Here is a 17,722-nt window from a genome sequence, read left to right as displayed (position 1 = left end):
GTCAGGGCAGTTCAGGCGGGGTCCCGCTGTCCCCGGTCGGGGCCCGTGTCCGGCCATAGAGCGGCCTGGTCGGGTGCGGACGCTGACTCCTCTTCGTCGGGTGCGTGGGACAGGGTGAGGAGTCGGTGTCGGTGCCGGTCGCGGCTACGTTGCGTGTCGTCCACGGTGATTCCGATGGACCGCAGCAGCGGGGCGAGCCGCTTGACCCTGCCGCTTGCGCGGGTGGCGTCCTTGGGCCAGTTCGGCGGCCGGACCAGCGGCGCGGGCAGCGCTTCGAGCAACTGCCCGGCGGTGCCCTGCCAGGTGCCTACCTGGTCCACCAGGTGCGCGATGGCCATGGCGAACAGGTCGCCCTCCATCGCGTCCGTGGCGACGTTCGCCGACGTGGCCAGGTAGTCGCCCAGGGTGTTCCAGCCCTGGCTCTGGTCGACGGCCGCCAGCACGCGGGCGAAGTCGGCCATGCGCGGCATGGACTCCAGCCGTACCGACGGCAGCACCGCAAGCACGCACGCCAGCACATCGAACAGAGCCCCGAGCACCGCCGGGCGTACCGCGGCGAACGTGGCGTCCAACTCTTCCTCGGAGCGGCGCCGTTCGGAGTCGATGAGCTGGAGGTCCAGCATCAGCACCCGTTCGGCCAGGTCCCCCGCGAGGGCTCCCGCGTCGATGGTGGTCATGGCGAGCACCCGCCGGAAGGTGAGCACCACCACGTCGTCGTCGGTGTAGAGGGCGCGGTCGACCACGCCGTCGCCGGTCACCGCCTTGCACAGGGTGTCCGACAGCCACGGCGGGATCGTGCTCACGTTGTCCAGGCACAGGGCCCATGAGCTGAACGCCTGCCGTGACCACGCCTTTTCGTCCCGGGGTGGACTGCGCCGGGCGGCAGGGGACGGGTCGATGACGTTGACGGCCATCTCGGCCGCCTTGGACTTGCCCGTTCCTTGCTCGCCCTTGCAGACCAGCACCGGGTGCGGGATGTCCGGGATCCATCCCGCGACCAGCCACGCCACAAGCTGACGGAACGTGGGCTGGTCCATGTTCAGCAGCGCGTGCAGCTTGGCCAGCCCGTCACCGTCCAGCACGGGCGGGGGCATGGGTGCCATGGCTCCGGATCGGCGGAAGAGCACCGGGGCCCGGTCGACCACGTCCCAGCCCAGCCCGGAGACCACGACCGCGCGGCCGTCCGTGCTGCCGAGGTCGACCACGACCGCGCCGGACGGATCGCGGCCCACCCGCAGGTGGACAGGTACCGGGTCGGTGTCCTCCGCGATGCCCTCCAGCACGGTCATGGCGTCCGCGAGCGCGGACTGTGAGGCCACCTCGCCGGGGTAGGCGTCCGCGAACTGGCGTGCCAGACGCTGCCGCACGCCCGCCTTGCCCCTTAGCGGGAGAGCGATGTTCGGGCCGTCCAGCGCGACCGCGTACGGGCGGCCGTCGGTGGACGTGACGAACCGGTACTGCTCACGCGCCATGTCCACGATCCGCGCGGCGGCCGGCGGGGGCTTCCCGTCGTCGCCGCGGGTCGACCGGCGCGAGGCCGATCGGGTCGGGTCGGTCGGGTCGACCAGGGCCCGACTCTTGCCGGGGTGGGCGTGGCCGTTGACGGGCTTCTCGGATCGGGTCGCTGTCACGCGAACACCGCCTCTCCAGTCGGGCCCGCGCACGCCCGCACCGGGCGGGGCGCACGCAGGCAGTCGGGTCGGATCGAGGGACGCCGGTCGACCGCACGGCAGGCCGGTCGGGCCACCCGTGCGACGGTGTGACGCGGGGTGTGACGCGGCTCGTCACGCAGGTCAGGGGTAGACCGTCGCTCGATCGGGTCGGGCGACCGAACGGCCGCGAACGTCGACCGGTTGGCGTGCGCGAGTCGGGCCAGCAGGGGCCAGACGGCCGGGTCGACGGTCGGCCGGGTCGGGTCGACCCACGCCAGGACGAGCAGGGCGAGGGAGAGCGGCAGCCGGTCGGCCTTGGCCTGGTTGCAGTCGACGCACGCCAGTATCAGTGACGTGACCGACCACGACCGCCACAACGACTGAGGCACGATGTGGTCCAAAGTGGCTTCCGCCAGATCGGCGAACGGGCGGCGGCAGTACGCACAGCGCTGCCCGTGGCGGCGGGCAAGCTGTTCCTTGCGCAGCCGCCGCCGCGCCGCGTTCAGGGGGCAGTCACGGCGCACGGCTACCACTCCGCCCGCGCAGGCCGCAGCCACCGGCCGTCAGGGCCGGGCGGCGGGGTGAGCCCGATCAGGTAGCCGCCGGTGTCCGGCCGCACGATCAGCGGCGCAGGCTGGCTGCGCTCCCACCGGATGAGGTCGAATGCGAACCGGCGGCGGTGGTAGTCCGGCAGGGCCTGCCGGTACAGCCACTCACGGTCCCGGTCCCGGTCGGCTCCGCCCAGTTCCCCGGACATCACCGCACCGAGCCGGATCAGCGTCTCGGTGGGTACAGCCGTGACGCCCTCATGGATCGCACGGGCCAGCATCAGCTTGCGGCGCGGGAGCTCCCGGAAGACCGCCGACCGGTACCGGTCCAGGCTGGACAGGTAGACGGCAACACCGACCTCACCGGCCGTCATCGGACGGGAGCGGGCACCCGCGTACCAGAACGACAGGGCGAGCCGGTACGCGAACCGGCGGCACTCCGCCACCTCGGGGAACTCATCACCGCCGAGTCCCTCGAAGGTGGGCGTGATGTCCGCGATCCCCGCCGGGCCCAGCGTGTTCACGGCCGCCGTGAGCGCCACGTACAGGGCATCCGTACTGGGCACCGGAAGCGCCAGATCCTCCGCGGCCGTCTCGAACAGCGCGGCGGCTGCCTCCGCCGGGGTCAGCTCCAGCCCGCTCACGGGGATGGTGGGGAAGTCGTCGCCGTACCGGCGCCGGTCCATCTCCGAGAGGGAGACGACCGGCACCGGGGCGGACTGCACCTGCGCGTACAGGGCGTCCAGGGCGGTGGTGCTCACGCGGTCACCCCGAACACGCGGGTGACCGCTCCGGCGAGCATCTGCACGAACAGCGCCGACCTGCACTGTCCGGCCCGCGCGTTGCGGTACTCGACCATGGCGCGCTCGCCGTTGATCTCCAGCGTGCGCGTGTTCGTGTCGATCACCGCGAACTGAAGCGAGTCGGCAATTGCCTCGTCGTCCTCCAGTTCTTCGAACAACAGGCTCAGACCCGGCGTGTAGAGCAGCAGACCCAGGATCTCCGCGAACGACAGGCACATGCGTACCTGCACCTCGGCCCGCACCGGCTCACCCGGCTCCGGACCGCCGAAGATCTCTACTCCCTCACGCAGGCCGACGGCCGACACGGACGGGGAGGGCGCAACGAGAATTCCAGGCATGATGGACGTACCCCTTCTATGGGTGTGGGAGCGGCGTTCTGACTTGGCGGTTGGGCGCCGCTCTTTCCTTGCCGTGCATGACCTAGGGTGTTCTAGGTGGCCTAGGTTGTCAACCGGTTCGGTTAGGTGTCTTAGGTCGACCTAGGCGGTAGCCTCGTTCTATGGCCTTGAAGACTGATGACCCGCGTCCGCCGTATGTGCAGGTCGCGGATGAACTCCGCAGAGAGATCCAGGCTGGCCGCTACAAGCCCGGTCAGAAGCTGCCGTCCTTGCGGGAGCTCTCCGAGCGCTTCGACATCGCGCCCATGACGGCCACCAATGCTCTCCGCGCGCTACGTGAAGACGGACTGGTGATGGGGGTTCCTGGTCGGGGCACCTTCGTTCGTGCAGAGAGCGCGTCCAACCCCACCGTGTCGGACACCGACCAGGTGGCTCAGCTGGCCGACCGAGTGCAGACGCTTGAGACCACCGTGAGCGACCTCATCGAACGGCTCGCGCACCTTGAGGGGCAAAGGCCGGCCGACGGGGCAGAGGACTGACGGTCCATCACCGGTGTTCGCAGCCGTAGTCATTGAGTGCATGCCTCTCGTGTAGGTTCCGGATCGACACGAACAGCAAAGACCAGGTCCGGCCTGTGATTGCAGGCTGAGACTCGATCACTCACAACTCACTCACGGACACAGGGGGAGAGATGGCGAGCGAGGTCCCGGCAGAAGAGCCGTTCATTGCCGAACTCAAGCGTTGGCGGGATGTGAGAGGGATGTCTCAATCCGCCCTGGCCAAGTCGGTTGGCTACACACCGTCTTACGTTTCCAAAGTAGAGAGCGGGCAGCAACGGCCGTCGGTCAGCTTCGCAGACGAATCCGATCGTGTCCTGCGTGCTGGAGGAGCAATCCGGCGCAGCTTCGCAGAACTTGAGGCACGCGGCCGTAATGGCGGCATCACGCCCCACACCCACAAGCCGGATCCATCACACGGTCTAGCGCAACCGACCAGCATCGTCGTAGAGCACGAAGATGCAGAACTCTTCTACTCTGACCAGACGTACCGAGCCACGCAGCGGCGAAAACTCTACAACGCAAGCTCTGACCCTATTGCGCGATATCTAATTCGGATCTCCGTAGACCGGCACCCGGGAAATCCGGAACGCTCTAACCGACTCTATCGAGAGAATCCCCTGACATGGGAAGAGCTGGGCTTAACCGCTAGCATCGGCGGTGAACCCATCGGTTGGCGCATCCAGCACGACCGAGACGCCTTTAAAGAGCTATGACTTCTCTTCGAAAACGACTACGGCCGCTATCCGTTGTATCCGGGCGAGACGGCTTGGCTGGAATACTCGTACACAGTCAGCGACCACAAATGGGGGACCTGGTTTCAGCGTGCCATTCGCCTCCCCACTAATCACCTCAGCGTACGTCTAGACTTCCCCGCAGCGCTCGATCCTGTGGTGTGGGGCACAGAGACAACCATGACAGCTGAAGCGTTCCCATTCCGTACCGCTATCCAACGCGACGATTCCGGCGATCGGCGCATCTTCTCTTGGAGCACCGAGGAACCACCGCTACACGCCCGCTTCCGGCTTGAGTGGAAATTTCGCGCCCACCCGAACACCGAGGAGAGCGGTCCCGACATGTCGCCCGTCAGCGCAAGTCAGAAAATGCAGAGCATCGGAATCCTCCAGGAAGGGGATCCGATCCTCTCTCGCACAGCGCGCCCCTTTACACTGCCGGAAGAAGCAGAGGACGCACGGCGAGTTGTCGCCGAACTCGCATCCGCCGCCGACCGGGCCGACTCCATTCACGTCTTCAGCAAGGGGCTGGGAGTAGCCGCGCCGCAAATCGGAATTGACCGCGCCGCCGCTATCGTCCGAACACCAGACGGTGAATCCATCACCCTGCTCAATCCACGCATCATCGAAGAATCCGCGCAGGTAGACGAACAGTACGAGGGATGCTGGAGTTTCTTCGACGTGCGCGGAATGGTGCCCCGCCCGCTCAGTATCACCGTTGAGCACCAGGACGTTAACGGCGAGCGGCGTATTACTATCTTCGAACGCGGGGTCGCCAGGCTCGTTGCGCACGAAATCGACCATCTTGACGGCGTCCTCTACCGGAAAAAGATGCGGCCCGGAGCGGAGCCGATCCCGGTAGCCGAATATCGAGGAACCGGGCGCGGCTGGCAGTACCGGCACGAGGACGACAGCAAAGCCCAATGAGGTGCGGCCTACGGCCGCGCGACCCTTGGCAGCTCGCTCCGCTCGCGCGCGGCAGCGCTCAGGAGCTCCCGACGGCCGTCGCGCTCTTGCGGTGCAAAGGGCGCAGAACGAAGAGACCACCCGCGCGATGGGGTGGTCTCTTCGCCGTTCGAAGCGTCAGGTTCGCAGCCCGTACAAGAAAGAGGAGCACCACGGCCGGGCGTGCTCTTCTTGCTCGTGCGTCCGCAGCGTCCGCAACTCTCTCCCCCCTAAGAGCTGCTTTGACCTGCGAAAATACACTCTTAGTGGCAGAGAGTGACCGGACGCTGCGGACACTAGCGGACGCTAGCGATTTTTGTTCAGCGTCCACAGGAAAGCGCAGGTCGGATGGGGTGAGCAATGCTCGCTGGACGCTGCGGACGCTGTCTTTCTCTAATCTCTAGTAAGAGAGAGAAGGAAGGCTCTTCAGGAGGGGGCAGGTTCGCGGTACCAACGGCCGCCCTCCCCCGCGTTGAAGAGCCTTGGGAGCATTCCAAGGGGGAGGGGCCCGGCGACACCTGCCCGCGTCTGCCGTCTGCCCCCTGGAAGGCCCTCAGGACGGCCTTTACCGTCGGGGCGGGCCGGACGCTGTCCGGGGGAGGTAAAAGCCGTCCTGACGCGCGCCAGAGAGCCCCGCAGCCGCGAACGGTGCTTGCCACAGACGGCGGCCAGCGCGCGAGCGTAGCGAGCCCAGAGACGCGCGGCCGTAGGCCGCTCCTTCTTGTCCTTCACCGCACAGCGGCCTACGACCCGCCACAGCGGCACGCCCCGCTAGCAGCCCCGGCACCCCCACAAAGACGCCCGACGGGGCGGATCTGGGGTACTGCCTGGACGGGCTGCTAGCCGCTAGCTTGCTGGTCAACCACGGTTTGAGCCGCTAGCGGTGCTGCTAGACCCAGCACCCCTTGCAACTAGACCTAGCGGCTCTCGGGGCCCAGATTCGGGCCGTCTGTGGGCCGTACGAGGGTGGCCGACGACGGCAGATGACGACAGATGACGACGGCCCTCCCCCAGCTCAGAGGGGGTGCGTCGGGCATCGACACAGGTGCTCACACCCGAAGGTGAGTTGAGGAACTCCAGAGCTTCGGCGCAGGATGACCGGCATGACCACCAGCGGACGCCCTTTCCTCAACCGCCGGCTCGCCGAGTTCGGGACGACGATCTTCGCCGAGATGTCGGCGCTGGCCCTGCGGACAGGGTCGATCAACCTGGGGCAGGGTTTCCCCGACACGGACGGCCCCGACGAGGTGCGCGAGGCGGCCGTACGGGCGCTGCGCGACGGCCGCGGCAACCAGTACCCGCCGGGGCCGGGCGTCCCGGAGCTGCGCACGGCGATCGCGGAGCACCAGCACCGCCGCTACGGCCTCGCCGTCGACCCCGACACGGAGGTCCTGGTCACCGCGGGTGCCACGGAGGCGATCGCGGCGGCCCTGCTGGCCCTGCTGGAGCCCGGTGACGAGGTGGTCGCGCTGGAGCCGTACTACGACTCGTACGCGGCGTGCATCGCGATGGCGGGCGGCCGCCGGGTCCCCGTCACCCTGCGCCCCCACGACGGGGCGTTCCGCCTGGACCTCGACGAACTGCGCGCCGCGGTCACGGACCGGACCCGGCTGCTGCTGATCAACACCCCGCACAACCCGACCGGCACGGTCCTGACCCGCGACGAGCTGGCCGCGATCGCCGCCCTCGCGGTGGAGCGGGATCTGCTGGTCGTCACCGACGAGGTGTACGAGCACCTGGTCTTCGACACCTCCGAGCACGTACCGCTGGCGACGTTCCCGGGGATGCGGGAGCGCACGGTGACGATCAGCTCGGCCGGCAAGACGTTCTCGTTCACGGGCTGGAAGGTCGGCTGGGTGACCTCGACCCCGGAGCTGGTCACCGCCGTCCGCTCGGCGAAGCAGTTCCTCACGTACGTGAGCGCCGGCCCGTTCCAGTACGCGATCGCCGAGGCGCTGCGCCTGCCGGAGTCGTACTTCGAGGGGTTCCGCGCCGATCTGGAGGCCAAGCGCGACCTGCTGGCGGCGGGGCTGCGCACGGCCGGGTTCGAGGTCTTCCGGCCGCAGGGCACGTACTTCATCACCACCGACATCACCCCCTTCGGCGAGAAGGACGCCTACGCCTTCTGCCGCGCCCTCCCCGAACGCTGCGGCGTCGTCGCCATCCCGAACTCCGTCTTCTACGACGACCCCGACGCCGGCCGCAGCCAGGTCCGCTTCGCCTTCTGCAAACGCGAGAACGTCCTCACCGAAGCAGCCTCCCGCCTCCGTAAGGCCTTCAACGGCTGAACGGCGGGTGGGCCTGGTGAGTCGTCACTTCCAGGCCTTGATGAGGTCCTCGGATGTCAGACTGAGGACGCCTTGTGCGGCGCTTCCACTGCGGGCGACAGCAAGCAGTGGAGTGGAGTCGTCAGCACCGGGCAGTTGCCCGCGATGCGTGATGAGACGAGCAAGGTCACGATCGTCGAATCGTGCGCTCTCCAGCCATTTGACCGATCCGACAAAGGTGATCTTCTTGGCAATGGGCGAACGGTCGGCACCCACCAGGTCGATCTCCGGATCGTTCGTGCGGGTCCAGTAGCCACCGATCACCTGCGTGCCTTCGGGCAACTGCTCGTCGGTCAGGCGCCACAGGGCTTCGCGGATCACAGGTTCGACGGCCCGGCCGCGCCACGATGTCCAGCTGGTGCGGATGGATGCGAGCACACGGTCGCCGCGACCTCGTTCGATCACGGGAATGCCGGGTCCGATGAAGGAAAGCCAGAAGCGCAGGTAAGGGTCATCGATGCGGTAGCGGGTCTCGCGACTGGGCCTGGTGGACAGCGGTAGATCTGCCGCGACCATGCGGCGCGTGGTGAGAACTTCGAGGGACCGTTTCACGGAGCCCGGGTTGAGATCGCCGGCCGCACGGCCGATGAGAGTGAAGGTACGTTCGCCGTGTCCGATGGCACCCAGAACGACGCGGGCTTGGGCCTCGGTGGGAAACTCCGCGGCCAGGGTGCGCTCACCACTGACGAGGAGCGCCGAGGTCGGACGGAGCAGCGCATGTTCCAGGTACTCCCACAACGTGCCGCCGCGGGGCCACTCCTCGAGGATGAGCGGCAACCCGCCCGAAACCAGATAGGCGTCGAAGGCGTCTGCGGGGTCCAAGTCCAGCATGGTGCCGACCTCGGCAGGATTGAGCGGAGGAACCACCATCTCCGTGCCGCGCTGATAGAACGGCCGACCGTACGAGTTGAGCTGTTCCATCATGGCGAGGTCGGAGCCGACGAGGACCAGCAGAACGGGGAGCTTGGACAGCGTGCGGTCGAACGCTTTCTGCAACGAGCCCTCGAAGCCGGGATCCTCGCGTACGAGGTAGGGCATCTCGTCGAGCACGACCACGCTCGGCGTGTCCCTGGGCAGGAGGCCGGCCAGCAGGCTCAAAGCCGCGTCCCAGTTCTGCGGAGTGGCGAAATCCGCGACCCGGTCGGCGTCAGCGAGGGGAGAAGCAGCGAGCTCGGTCGTGAAACCTTCCAGTTCCTCGGACTTCGGCCCTCCGACAGCGGTGAAGAAGACGTGCGGGATTCCCTGCCGTTCCAAGAACTCCTCCACCAGGCGGGATTTGCCGACGCGTCGACGCCCTCGGATCAACACGGCTCGACCAGGCCGCCCCCCTCGCCCGCCGCCCCTGACGCCCTCCAGCAGCTCGTCAAGGAAGCCGAGCTCCCTGCGCCGTCCCACGAATCCGTCCATGCCTGAGCCACCTCGTGCGTAGCATTCACCCAGCCATGAAACTTTCTTTCATGAAAGTTGCTTTGATGCAACCCGGAATCCCGAACGGGTGGGTCGAGCTGGTGAACGCTCGAAAAATAGGTGGGGGAACAAGGCGTGGCCCGGGTCACGGGCACCGCGGATCCGGTCACGGCGGTGCGCTCGGCCAAGCAGTTCCTGACGTACGTCAGCGCGGGCCCGTTCCCGTACGCGGTCGCCGAGGCGCTCGCGCTGCCGGACAGCCGCTTCGAGGCGTTCCGCGCGGACATGCCGGCCAAGCGGGACCTCCTGGCGACGGGGCTGGCGGACGCCGGTTTCGAGGTGTTCCGGACGGCCGGCACGTACTTCATCACCACCGACATCCGCCCCCTCGGCGAGAGCGACGGCTTCGCCTTCTGCCGCGCACTGCCCGAACGGGCGGGCGTGGCGGCCATCCCGAACGCCGTCTTCTACGACCACCGCGAAGCCGGCGCGCCCTTCGTACGGTTCGCCTTCCGCAAGCAGACCGAGATGTTGACAGAGGCGGCGGAACGGCTCCGCAAGGCATTCGCGGGCCGACCGGCGCCTTGCGGGACCGGTCGACGCGTTCCGCGCCGCCTGGCATGCCTCGCCCGCCCGGCGCTCTCGCTCCGGGGCCGTCGTTTCGGCGCTTGCCGCACCGGCAGGGGCAGACGTACAATTTTCTGTACGTGAAAGGGGGTCGATCGTGAAGACCATGACGTATTCCGAGTCGCGCGCACGATACGCCGAGGTGCTCAACTCCGTCACCGACGACCGCGAAGAGGTCGTCATCACCCGGGCCGGCCATGAGCCGGTCGTCATCGTCTCCCTTGAGGACTACGAGTCCCTGAAGGAGACGGCGTACCTGTTGCGCAGTCCGGCCAACGCCCGGCGCCTGCTCGCGTCCATCGACGAACTGGAGAACGGCGGCGGCACCGTGCGCGAGCTGGCGACCGACGAGTAAGGGCCGCGCGTTGAAGATCACCTTCTCCTCCCGTGCCTGGGAGGACTACCTGTGGTGGCAGCTTCAGGACCGGAAGATCCTGAAGCGCATCAACACACTCATCACGGACATCACCCGGAACGGCAACGAGGGCATCGGCAAACCGGAACCGCTCAAGCACGGATTCCAGGGCTACTGGTCGCGCCGCATCAACGACGAGCACCGGCTGATCTACAAGGCCACCGAGGACGGCGTCCTGATCGCACAGTGCCGCTACCACTACGAAAGCTGACGGAACTCGGGAGTCGGGCACAGCACCCTTCTCACGGCTTGCCCCGTCGCCGCACACGAATAGGTGTGTGAACACGGTGTCGGCTGGGTGACCTCGACCCCGGAACTGGTCGCGGCGGTGCGATCGGTGAAGCAGTTCCTGACGTACGTCAGCGCGGGACCGTTCCCGTACGCGGTCGCCGAGGCGCTGCGCCTGCCGGAGTCGTACTTCGAGGGGTTCCGCGCCGATCTGGAGGCCAAGCGCGACCTGCTGGCGACGGGGCTGCGCACGGCCGGGTTCACGGTCTTCCGGCCACAGGGCACGTACTTCATCACCACCGACATCACCCCCTTCGGCGAGAAGGACGCCTACGCCTTCTGCCACGCGCTCCCGGAGCGCTGCGGTGTCGTCGCCATCCCCCACTCCGTCTTCTAAGACGACCCCGAAGCCGGCCGCAGCCTGGTCCGCTCGCCTTCTGCAAGAAGGACGGCGTCCTCCAAGAGGCGGCCGACCGCCTGCGGCACCTGGACGGCTGAGTTCACATGGTCTTCGTACCGAAAGGGCCTTCGCGACGCGGTGCCGACGTCGCCGGCCACAAGACCGCTGAGGCTATTCGGTGTCTTTCGGGTGTCGCGGGGAGGCGTACACGAGGATCACGGTCGAGGTGTCCGGGCTGACCAGGTAGCGGACCCTGCCGCCACTGGTGATTTCGTATTCCCACTGTTCCAGCTCGGAGCCCTTCCATTCCCTGGTGGCGTGTCTGCCTCGGAGCTGGTGCTGGCGGTTCCAGTTGGCCCGCGACAGCGGGTCGGTGCGAAGGGTTTCCAGGCAGCGGTGCGCGTTCGGCAACGCCACCCGGCACAGTTCCTCCCAGCCGGTCGCGGCTTCCGTCGTCCCGTGGATGACGTTCCAGCCGCTCAGCGGAGGGACGCTGACCCGATCGCCTTTCTTCGGGCTCACTCGTGCACCTCGACCGGGCCGAGGTCGACACCGCCGAGCGGACGGAGTGCTTCCCTGAGCTGGTCAGGGTCGGCGTTGATGCGGGCGGTCGCCCGCCACGAGACGATCACTCGGTGCACAGCCTCCCTGGCGCCCAGTTCAGCGGCGTCAGACAGCGCTTCCAGAAGCTCGACGGTGAATTCCCGGACTTCCTCGGCGTCCAGGTGGCGCACCCACGGGAACACCTCGGGCAGCGCGAGCAAAACCGACTTGGCGCCGTCGTCCTGCTTCAGCAGCGCGAGGAACAGCCGGGACGCCGTGGTCAGGTTCTCCTCGGTGCGTTCTGCGTGTATGGCCGTGGTCAACACCATGTCGGGCGCGTCTCGGTGCGTGACACGCAGGCATCCCAGGGCGGCGGCCCTGGCGGCGACGGCCTTCGGGTTCCGCGACAGATCGGTGAACGAGACGGACTCCGATGCGAACTCCATGGGTGCGATGCTCATACTCAGACCGTACTCTGATTGCGTTCTGATTTCCATCGCGCGAGGTGGGCAGCACCTGAACGCCCTACTCCCGCGCCAGGGCCCGCCCCATCCGACGAAATAGGTGCATGAACACGGAGTGGCCTGGGTGACGTCGTCGCCGGAGCTGGTGACCGCCGTCCGCTCGGCGAAGCAGTTCCTCACGTACGTCAGCGCCGGCCCGTTCCCGTACGCGGTCGCCGAGGCGCTGCGCCTGCCGGAGTCGCACTTCGAGGGGTTCCGCGCCGATCTGGAGGCCAAGCGCGACCTGCTGGCGGCGGGGCTGCGCACGGCGGGGTTCGAGGTCTTCCGGCCGCAGGGCACGTACTTCATCACCACCGACATCACCCCCTTCGGCGAGAAGGACGCCTACGCCTTCTGTCACGCGCTCCCGGAGCGCTGCGGTGTCGTGGCGATCCCCCACTCCGTCTTCTACGACGACCCCGGAGCCGGCCGCAGCCTGGTCCGCTTCGCCTTCTGCAAGAGGACCGGTGTACTCGACGAGGCCGCGAACCGCCTGCGACGCCTCGCCTCCTGACCGCACGCCGGGCCTCCGGCCGTCTCCGGCGTGCCGGTGCCCCCGTTGCGGTGGCAGGCACGGGGGCACCGGCGGAGGAAAGGGGCCGCCGGTCAGTTCTTGATGGTGTAGGAGTCCCCGTAGGTCTTCCAGGTCAGCGGCGGATCGAGGTCCAGGTTGCCGGCCTTGAGGAAGACGCGCTGTTCGGTGTCGACCCGGCTGGTGTCGTCGTGGGCCGCCTCGGTGAGCATCGCGGCCTTGCGCGCGTCAAGGAAGGCGTTCAGGTAGGTGGTCTCGTCGCCGCCCTGCGCCGGGGTCTTCGCCTTCTTCATGGCGGCCTTGCGGATACCGCCGAAGCTGACGCCGTCGTCACCCGGGCCGTGCATCACGATGGCGTCGTAGTAGATGAACTGGCCCAGTGCGCGCAGGCCGTCCGCCTTCGCCTGCTTGACCGACGGGTCGAAGTAGACGCGGTCGCGCTCGTTGTTCTGGGCGGTCCGGAAGACGGTGTCCTTGGCGGCGGTCCTCCAGTCGCTGACGAAGGCGTCGCCCAGGCCGCTGTGGGAGTCCGTGCCGTCGACCTTCTTCAGCGCGGGCAGGTACTTGGCGAGCGGGTTGCCGGGCTCGGCGTCGGTGTACGCCTGCACCAGCTCCAGCATGTCGCCGGTGCCGGAGCAGAAGCCTATGATGCCGGCCGTGTAGCCGCGGCCGTCACCGATGTCCTCGATGTACGCGTACTGGGCCTTCCAGTCCAGCGAGGAGTTCTCGGCGGAGCTGACGAGCTCCATCGCGATCTCCTTCTTGCGCACGTCGTCCAGACCGGTTCCGGAGGCGGCGGTCGCGGTGGCCGACGCGGTGGGCTTGGCGGTCGCCGACGTCGGCGCCGATGCGGTGGCGGTGGGCTTGGCGGTCGGTGTCGCGGACGGGGACGGGGCGGACCCCGGGGACGACTTGACCGTGGCGATGTTGGTCAGGCCCTTTCCTCCCCCCGTGGCGGTGTTGGAGGTGGTCACCGTGTTCTTCGTGGCGCACCTGCTGTTGTCGGTGACGTCGATGCCGTAGCCGGGGGCGCCGGACAGGGTGAACCTGTTGCCGCTGAAGGCGTTGCCGCAGCCGTAGGCGGCGTACACGTTGTGGACCTGGAAGCCGTCGGTGTACGGGTGGCTGACGGTGTTCGCGGAGACGGTGTAGCCGTCGCCCTTGACGTCGATCGTCGAGTCGCCGGAGTTCTGGTTCTTCTCGCCGGTGCCGTCGAGGGTGTTGCCGCTGATCGTGCCGGCCCTGGTGCCCTCCTTGACGTCGATGCCCTCGGCGGCCACGTTCGGGCCGATGCGGTTGTCCAGGACCTGGACGTGGTCGGACGCGTCCACGCCGGCCGGCCCGGCGAACTGGTCCCAGTTGCTGTGGGCCGAGCCTATGTAGACGCCCTCGCCGTACTGCGGGGCGGTGGTACCGGTGTCGTGCACGTACGAGTTCCGGATCACCCCGTAGGAGCTGCCCGCGCGGAAGTGCACGCCCTCGTAGCCGATGTGGTGGACGGTCACCGCGTCGAGGGTGACGTGCGAGGAGGCATCCATGACGATGCCCTTCTTCGCGTTGTCCACGGTGAAGCCGCTGAGGTTCCAGTACGGCGCGCCCTTCAGCCACAGCCCGTAGCCGTTGCCGCCGCTGGAGGTGAGGACGGCGCCGGCGCCTCCGGACAGGGTGATCGGAGCCGAGGCGGTGCCGGCGGTGGTGATCTCGAACCGGCCTGAGTAGGTGCCGTCGGCCAGCTTGATGGTCGTGCCGGGCTTCGCCCCCGCCAGCGCGGACCGCAGCTGCGCGGAGGTCGCGACGCCGACCGTCGTGGTGCCCGGGGCGGAGGTCGCCATCGCCTGGATACCGGTGAACGCGAGGGCGCCCGTACCGAGCACCGCGGCTCCGGTGATCACCGCGGGGTGCTTGATGCCACGACGCCGGTGGCCGTGTGGACGAGGGGCCATGAGGAAGGTCTCCTATGGTTTCCCGGGCGGGAGCGGGCCGGTTGTGCCGTGTGGGCACCCGGGCCTCACCACCGCCTCGGCGGGGACTGTCCGGTGGTCCGGCCGGGCGGTCGGACCACTGGCGGAGGAGCCTGCACGGGGTACGGCGGACTCCTGCAATGGGAAACAAACTTTCCGATTACGGAGCCAGATCCTGGCTCCGCTGTCGGAGGCACGTCAACCGCAACGGAACCGCCCCTCCGCCGCCCCCGAAGCCCGGCCCGCCGCGTCGGCCGAGCCTCACCCCGATCCTTCCAGCGCCCCTGACCAGCAACTTCCCGCCTTCCCGCCGGCAACTCCGAACCCGCCCGTCCCCTCGGCCCGGTCCCGTCCGAGGGGGGAACCCGACCGTCCCTAACGCGATTTACGGCCGTCTTAAGGCGGGCTTGACTCTCGCGGGATCCTCCGGGAACGGGTCGTCCGCGGTGGCCGGGCCCCTCGTCACCGCCGGCATCGGCCCCGCCGGCCGGACCGGCGGCCTCGTCACGGGCACGGTGGATTGTTCGGGCGTTGATCGGTTGATTGCATCCGCCTGCCCTGTATTGCCCCGTCTCCCGCCGCCGCCACAGGCTGTTGCCCGGCAACCGGCCGGTCCACCGCAGGGGAGCGGACCGGCCCCACCCACCTCGACCAGACGGGAAGCGCCCATGCAGCCGGACAAGCCGAACAAGCCGGACAAGCCGAAACCGAAGTCCTGGAAGTCCCTGCTCGCCTGCCTGGTCATGGCAGGAGCGCTCTTCGCCGCCGCACCGCCTCGGTCTCCGCCGACGTCCTGCCCTCCTACGGTGTCAACCTCCACAACCTCGACGCGGGCGGCCGGTGCATCGGCATCTCGGGCGGCTACGCCGGCGACTGGACCTGCACCGGCAACGCCGACCGGTTGTGGCACTCCGGTTCGCTCGATGCGGGCGGCTGGTTCCAGGTGGTCAACGGCAACAGCGAGTGCCTCGCCGTCAGCGCCGGCAGCACGTCACAGGGCGCGCTCGTCCGTACCTGGACATGCAACGGCGGGGCCGACCAGTACGGGAAGTGGTCCGTCTACAGCGGGGACCACCACCACCTGATGAACTACGAGTCCGGTCTCGCCGTGGGCGTCCAGAGCGGCTCGACAGCCAACGGGGCCTCCCTGGTCCTGTGGGCGGCCCAGGGACACGCCGACCAGCTCTGGTACCGAGCCGCCACGGCCCGGCGCCCGGCACTCCGCCGGGCGCCGTTCCCGGGGAGGCTCACCGCACCCGGCAGTTCACCTCGGCGGCGTCCGCGGCGATGCCGTCGGCGGTGCGGCCCCGGTCGGACAGTCTGACGATCAGGGGGTCGGCGGCGAAGGAGTAGGTGCCGGGGACGTCGACCCACTGCCCCTGCCGGGCGCGCTGGTCGACGGTGAAGGTGCCGAGGGGGGTCTTCTGCGGTCCGGCGGTGACGGAGTAGTACGCCTTCTCCGTGCCGACCCGGGTGGCGTCGCCGCGCGGGATGTACAGGCGCAGCGTGCACACGGTCGTGCCCTTGCCCAGGCCGGTCCGGAAGATCCACAGGAAGCGGTCGTGTCCCGGGCGGTCGGTGCCGCTGCCGGGCGTGTAGCGGAACAGCCCCTCGCAGCTCTGGCCCGCCCAGCCGCCGTCCTCGGACAGGAACCAGCCGCTGGCACCGCCCTGCTCGGAGGGATTGCCGTTGGTGTTCCAACCGTGGCCGGAATGGCAGTCCTCGGCGGCGATCACGGAGTAGCCGGCGGTCCGCCCGGCCACGGCGGCCTTGGCCGTCCCGCGCGCGCCGGCCGTGTCCCCGTCCCCCGCGTCCCACCGCACGGTGACGGCCGCGGTGACGGCGGCCAGCACCACCGCGGCCCCGGCCACGGCGAGCACCCGGCGCCGGGCCCACGGCCACGGCGCCCGAAGCCACCGCGGCCCGGCGGGTTCGCCGGGAGCGGCGGGATCAGCGGAATCGGTACCGGGCCCGGACGGGGGCCCGGAAGGGAGCAGCACCGTGCTCATGGTGGTCCGGCCGGCAGCGGTCTGATCGGCAGCCGCCGTGCGCCCGGCGGCGCCCCCGGCCGGCCGGCTCGCCATCGCCCGGGCCGTGGCGGTCCAGCGCCGCTCCCACTCGGCGGTGTCGCCCCCGCACGCGGCGGCGTACGCCAGCGTGACCTCCCGGGAGGGCAGCTTGCGCCCGCTCGCGGCGGTCGACAGCACCGACTGGGAGTAGTTCGCCCGCCGGGCCAGCTCGCGGTAGCTGGGGTCGCCGGCGCGCCTGCGCAGCTGCCGCAGCTCGTACGCCAGCGAGGCGAGCGGCCCCGACCCGGGGTCGATGGGAATCTCCGGCCTGCCCACGTCCAGCACTCCGTACAGGTCCGACACCGTTGGCAACACCTGTATGAAACGGCAAACCGCACCCCCGGACAACGACGCAACAGGCCAACTCGGCCGCGCCGGTCCCCGCACGGCAAGAGCCCGGTCCTGGCGCCTCCCTGGGACGGGTGGGGCCTGGCCGGGCTCTCGGCGGGGCGGGGTGCGGAGTCACTCCTCGTCGGAGTCGTCCTCGCCGTCGCCCTCGGGGGCGTCCGATTCGTTGACCTCCTGCTCCAGGCCGAGCTGCTCGACCAGCCACTTGTCGAACTCGATCGCGGCCCGCACCCAGCTGACCGTGGAGGAGACGAAGTGGTTGAGGTCGACGCCCGTGCCGATCAGCATCTGGGCCTCACCGATGAGACGGACGGTGCCGTCGTCATGCGTGTGGGTGTAGACCTTGGGCCACAGCGTCCGGCGGTTCCAGTCGTCGATGGACTCGAGGAGCTGCGACTTCTCGTCGATCTTGTGCGGACGGTCGTAGAAGGTCCGTACGGAGAAGACCGCCTGTTCGGCCTCCCCACGGAACATGAAGTACGTACGGAACTGCTCCCACGGCGCCGCGAGGTCCCCCTCGTCGTCGACGACGTACTTGAGCTCCATCTGGTCGAGGAGCTGCTTCACGAGGTCCTGATCCGGGACGACGGGGCCCGCCGGTCCTTGGGGCTGCGGCTCGGGCTGGCCCCCGAAGTTCGGAATCGAGGACGGATCGATGGTCACCGTGTTTTTCCCTTCGTACGGATTCCGCCATCCTCCCTCATGCGGGGAGGGGAGTGGCAACCCCGGCGGGGGTGCCGGGGCCGCGGTGACCCGATCCGGTCAGCGGGCGGCCCGCCGCGGCC

General features: G+C 68.8%; 17 protein-coding genes and 4 pseudogenes. 10 read left to right on the top strand and 11 right to left on the bottom strand.

What is annotated here, in order from left to right; genetic code table 11:
- Positions 1-11: 11 nt before the first annotated feature.
- Genes ABZ862_RS07570 through ABZ862_RS07555 form a run of 4 tightly spaced genes read right to left on the bottom strand, consistent with a single transcriptional unit; the run spans position 12 to position 3,341 of the window.
- Positions 12-1,631 carry an ATP-binding protein gene (locus tag ABZ862_RS07570; RefSeq protein ID WP_360953829.1) on the bottom strand — a complete coding sequence of 540 codons (1,620 nt, stop codon included), beginning with the start codon at positions 1,629-1,631 and terminating at the stop codon, positions 12-14.
- Positions 1,628-2,176: an HNH endonuclease gene (locus ABZ862_RS07565; protein WP_360953826.1), complete on the bottom strand. Its 549-nt coding sequence runs from the start codon at positions 2,174-2,176 to the stop codon at positions 1,628-1,630. The genes ABZ862_RS07570 and ABZ862_RS07565 overlap by 4 nt, the downstream gene beginning before the upstream one ends.
- Positions 2,177-2,178: 2 nt before the next feature.
- Positions 2,179-2,961, bottom strand: coding sequence for a hypothetical protein (locus ABZ862_RS07560; RefSeq protein WP_360953823.1), 783 nt, complete (start codon positions 2,959-2,961; stop codon positions 2,179-2,181).
- Positions 2,958-3,341 (bottom strand): hypothetical protein, encoded by a 384-nt coding sequence (locus ABZ862_RS07555; RefSeq protein WP_360953820.1) that lies wholly within the window; start codon positions 3,339-3,341, stop codon positions 2,958-2,960. Before ABZ862_RS07555 ends, ABZ862_RS07560 begins: the two co-directional genes overlap by 4 nt.
- A 161-nt stretch (positions 3,342-3,502) precedes the next feature.
- Between ABZ862_RS07555 and ABZ862_RS07550 the strand changes: the two genes are divergently transcribed.
- The 4 genes from ABZ862_RS07550 (at position 3,503) to ABZ862_RS07535 (ending at position 7,865) form a co-directional block, all read left to right on the top strand.
- Positions 3,503-3,880 (top strand): winged helix-turn-helix domain-containing protein, encoded by a 378-nt coding sequence (locus tag ABZ862_RS07550; RefSeq protein WP_360953817.1) that lies wholly within the window; start codon positions 3,503-3,505, stop codon positions 3,878-3,880.
- A gap of 152 nt (positions 3,881-4,032) precedes the next feature.
- A complete protein-coding gene (locus ABZ862_RS07545) occupies positions 4,033-4,614 on the top strand; it encodes a helix-turn-helix transcriptional regulator (protein WP_360953814.1) in 582 nt (193 codons plus the stop codon).
- A 198-nt stretch (positions 4,615-4,812) separates the two neighbouring features.
- Entirely contained in the window at positions 4,813-5,559 is a 747-nt protein-coding gene (locus tag ABZ862_RS07540) for a peptide deformylase (protein ID WP_360953811.1), read from the top strand.
- A gap of 1,112 nt (positions 5,560-6,671) precedes the next feature.
- Positions 6,672-7,865, top strand: a complete 1,194-nt coding sequence (locus ABZ862_RS07535) for a pyridoxal phosphate-dependent aminotransferase (protein ID WP_360953808.1) — start codon at positions 6,672-6,674, stop codon at positions 7,863-7,865.
- A gap of 24 nt (positions 7,866-7,889) precedes the next feature.
- Here ABZ862_RS07535 and ABZ862_RS07530 read toward each other — a convergent pair whose 3' ends face one another.
- On the bottom strand, positions 7,890-9,311 hold the full coding sequence (locus ABZ862_RS07530) for a DUF234 domain-containing protein (protein ID WP_360953805.1): 1,422 nt from the start codon (positions 9,309-9,311) through the stop codon (positions 7,890-7,892).
- 144 nt (positions 9,312-9,455) lie between these two features.
- Here ABZ862_RS07530 and ABZ862_RS07525 point away from each other — a divergent pair.
- The 4 genes and pseudogenes from ABZ862_RS07525 to ABZ862_RS07510 form a co-directional block, all read left to right on the top strand.
- Positions 9,456-9,881, top strand: a pseudogene (locus ABZ862_RS07525) (aminotransferase class I/II-fold pyridoxal phosphate-dependent enzyme); the annotation flags it as partial.
- A 154-nt stretch (positions 9,882-10,035) separates the two neighbouring features.
- Complete coding sequence (locus tag ABZ862_RS07520) at positions 10,036-10,293, top strand: type II toxin-antitoxin system prevent-host-death family antitoxin (RefSeq protein ID WP_037676836.1); 258 nt, start codon at positions 10,036-10,038, stop codon at positions 10,291-10,293.
- A gap of 10 nt (positions 10,294-10,303) precedes the next feature.
- Positions 10,304-10,564 carry a Txe/YoeB family addiction module toxin gene (locus tag ABZ862_RS07515; RefSeq protein ID WP_338896977.1) on the top strand — a complete coding sequence of 87 codons (261 nt, stop codon included), beginning with the start codon at positions 10,304-10,306 and terminating at the stop codon, positions 10,562-10,564.
- 78 nt (positions 10,565-10,642) lie between these two features.
- Positions 10,643-11,079 (top strand): annotated as a pseudogene (locus ABZ862_RS07510) (aminotransferase class I/II-fold pyridoxal phosphate-dependent enzyme); the annotation flags it as partial.
- Between the two features lie 73 nt (positions 11,080-11,152).
- Here the strand turns inward: ABZ862_RS07510 and ABZ862_RS07505 are convergent.
- Both ABZ862_RS07505 and ABZ862_RS07500 read right to left on the bottom strand, forming a co-directional pair.
- Positions 11,153-11,503 carry a hypothetical protein gene (locus ABZ862_RS07505; RefSeq protein WP_360953802.1) on the bottom strand — a complete coding sequence of 117 codons (351 nt, stop codon included), beginning with the start codon at positions 11,501-11,503 and terminating at the stop codon, positions 11,153-11,155.
- Positions 11,500-11,985 carry a prevent-host-death family protein gene (locus ABZ862_RS07500; RefSeq protein WP_360953799.1) on the bottom strand — a complete coding sequence of 162 codons (486 nt, stop codon included), beginning with the start codon at positions 11,983-11,985 and terminating at the stop codon, positions 11,500-11,502. Before ABZ862_RS07500 ends, ABZ862_RS07505 begins: the two co-directional genes overlap by 4 nt.
- Before the next feature lie 124 nt (positions 11,986-12,109).
- Between ABZ862_RS07500 and ABZ862_RS07495 the strand changes: the two are divergent.
- Positions 12,110-12,541 (top strand): annotated as a pseudogene (locus ABZ862_RS07495) (aminotransferase class I/II-fold pyridoxal phosphate-dependent enzyme); the annotation flags it as partial.
- 92 nt (positions 12,542-12,633) lie between these two features.
- On the opposite strand, the gene ABZ862_RS07490 reads toward ABZ862_RS07495, so the two are convergent.
- Both ABZ862_RS07490 and ABZ862_RS07485 read right to left on the bottom strand, forming a co-directional pair.
- Positions 12,634-13,485, bottom strand: coding sequence for a chitosanase (locus ABZ862_RS07490; protein ID WP_360954512.1), 852 nt, complete (start codon positions 13,483-13,485; stop codon positions 12,634-12,636).
- A 288-nt stretch (positions 13,486-13,773) separates the two neighbouring features.
- Positions 13,774-14,391, bottom strand: a pseudogene (locus ABZ862_RS07485) (right-handed parallel beta-helix repeat-containing protein); the annotation flags it as partial.
- A 676-nt stretch (positions 14,392-15,067) separates the two neighbouring features.
- On the opposite strand from ABZ862_RS07485, the gene ABZ862_RS07480 reads away from it, so the two are divergent.
- The gene (locus ABZ862_RS07480) at positions 15,068-15,844 is read left to right on the top strand and encodes an RICIN domain-containing protein (RefSeq protein WP_360954509.1); all 777 of its coding nucleotides are present in this window, start codon (positions 15,068-15,070) and stop codon (positions 15,842-15,844) included.
- Here the strand turns inward: ABZ862_RS07480 and ABZ862_RS07475 are convergent.
- Both ABZ862_RS07475 and ABZ862_RS07470 read right to left on the bottom strand, forming a co-directional pair.
- Positions 15,768-16,892, bottom strand: a complete 1,125-nt coding sequence (locus tag ABZ862_RS07475) for a helix-turn-helix transcriptional regulator (RefSeq protein ID WP_360953797.1) — start codon at positions 16,890-16,892, stop codon at positions 15,768-15,770. The two genes, ABZ862_RS07480 and ABZ862_RS07475, sit on opposite strands and share 77 nt — an antisense overlap.
- Before the next feature lie 159 nt (positions 16,893-17,051).
- Positions 17,052-17,600, bottom strand: a complete 549-nt coding sequence (locus ABZ862_RS07470; protein WP_360953794.1) for a YbjN domain-containing protein — start codon at positions 17,598-17,600, stop codon at positions 17,052-17,054.
- Positions 17,601-17,722: the final 122 nt, after the last annotated feature.

Source organism: Streptomyces sp. NPDC047000, assembly GCF_040644295.1.
GTDB lineage: Bacteria > Actinomycetota > Actinomycetes > Streptomycetales > Streptomycetaceae > Streptomyces.
This window is presented reverse-complemented; position numbering and strand designations above follow the sequence as displayed.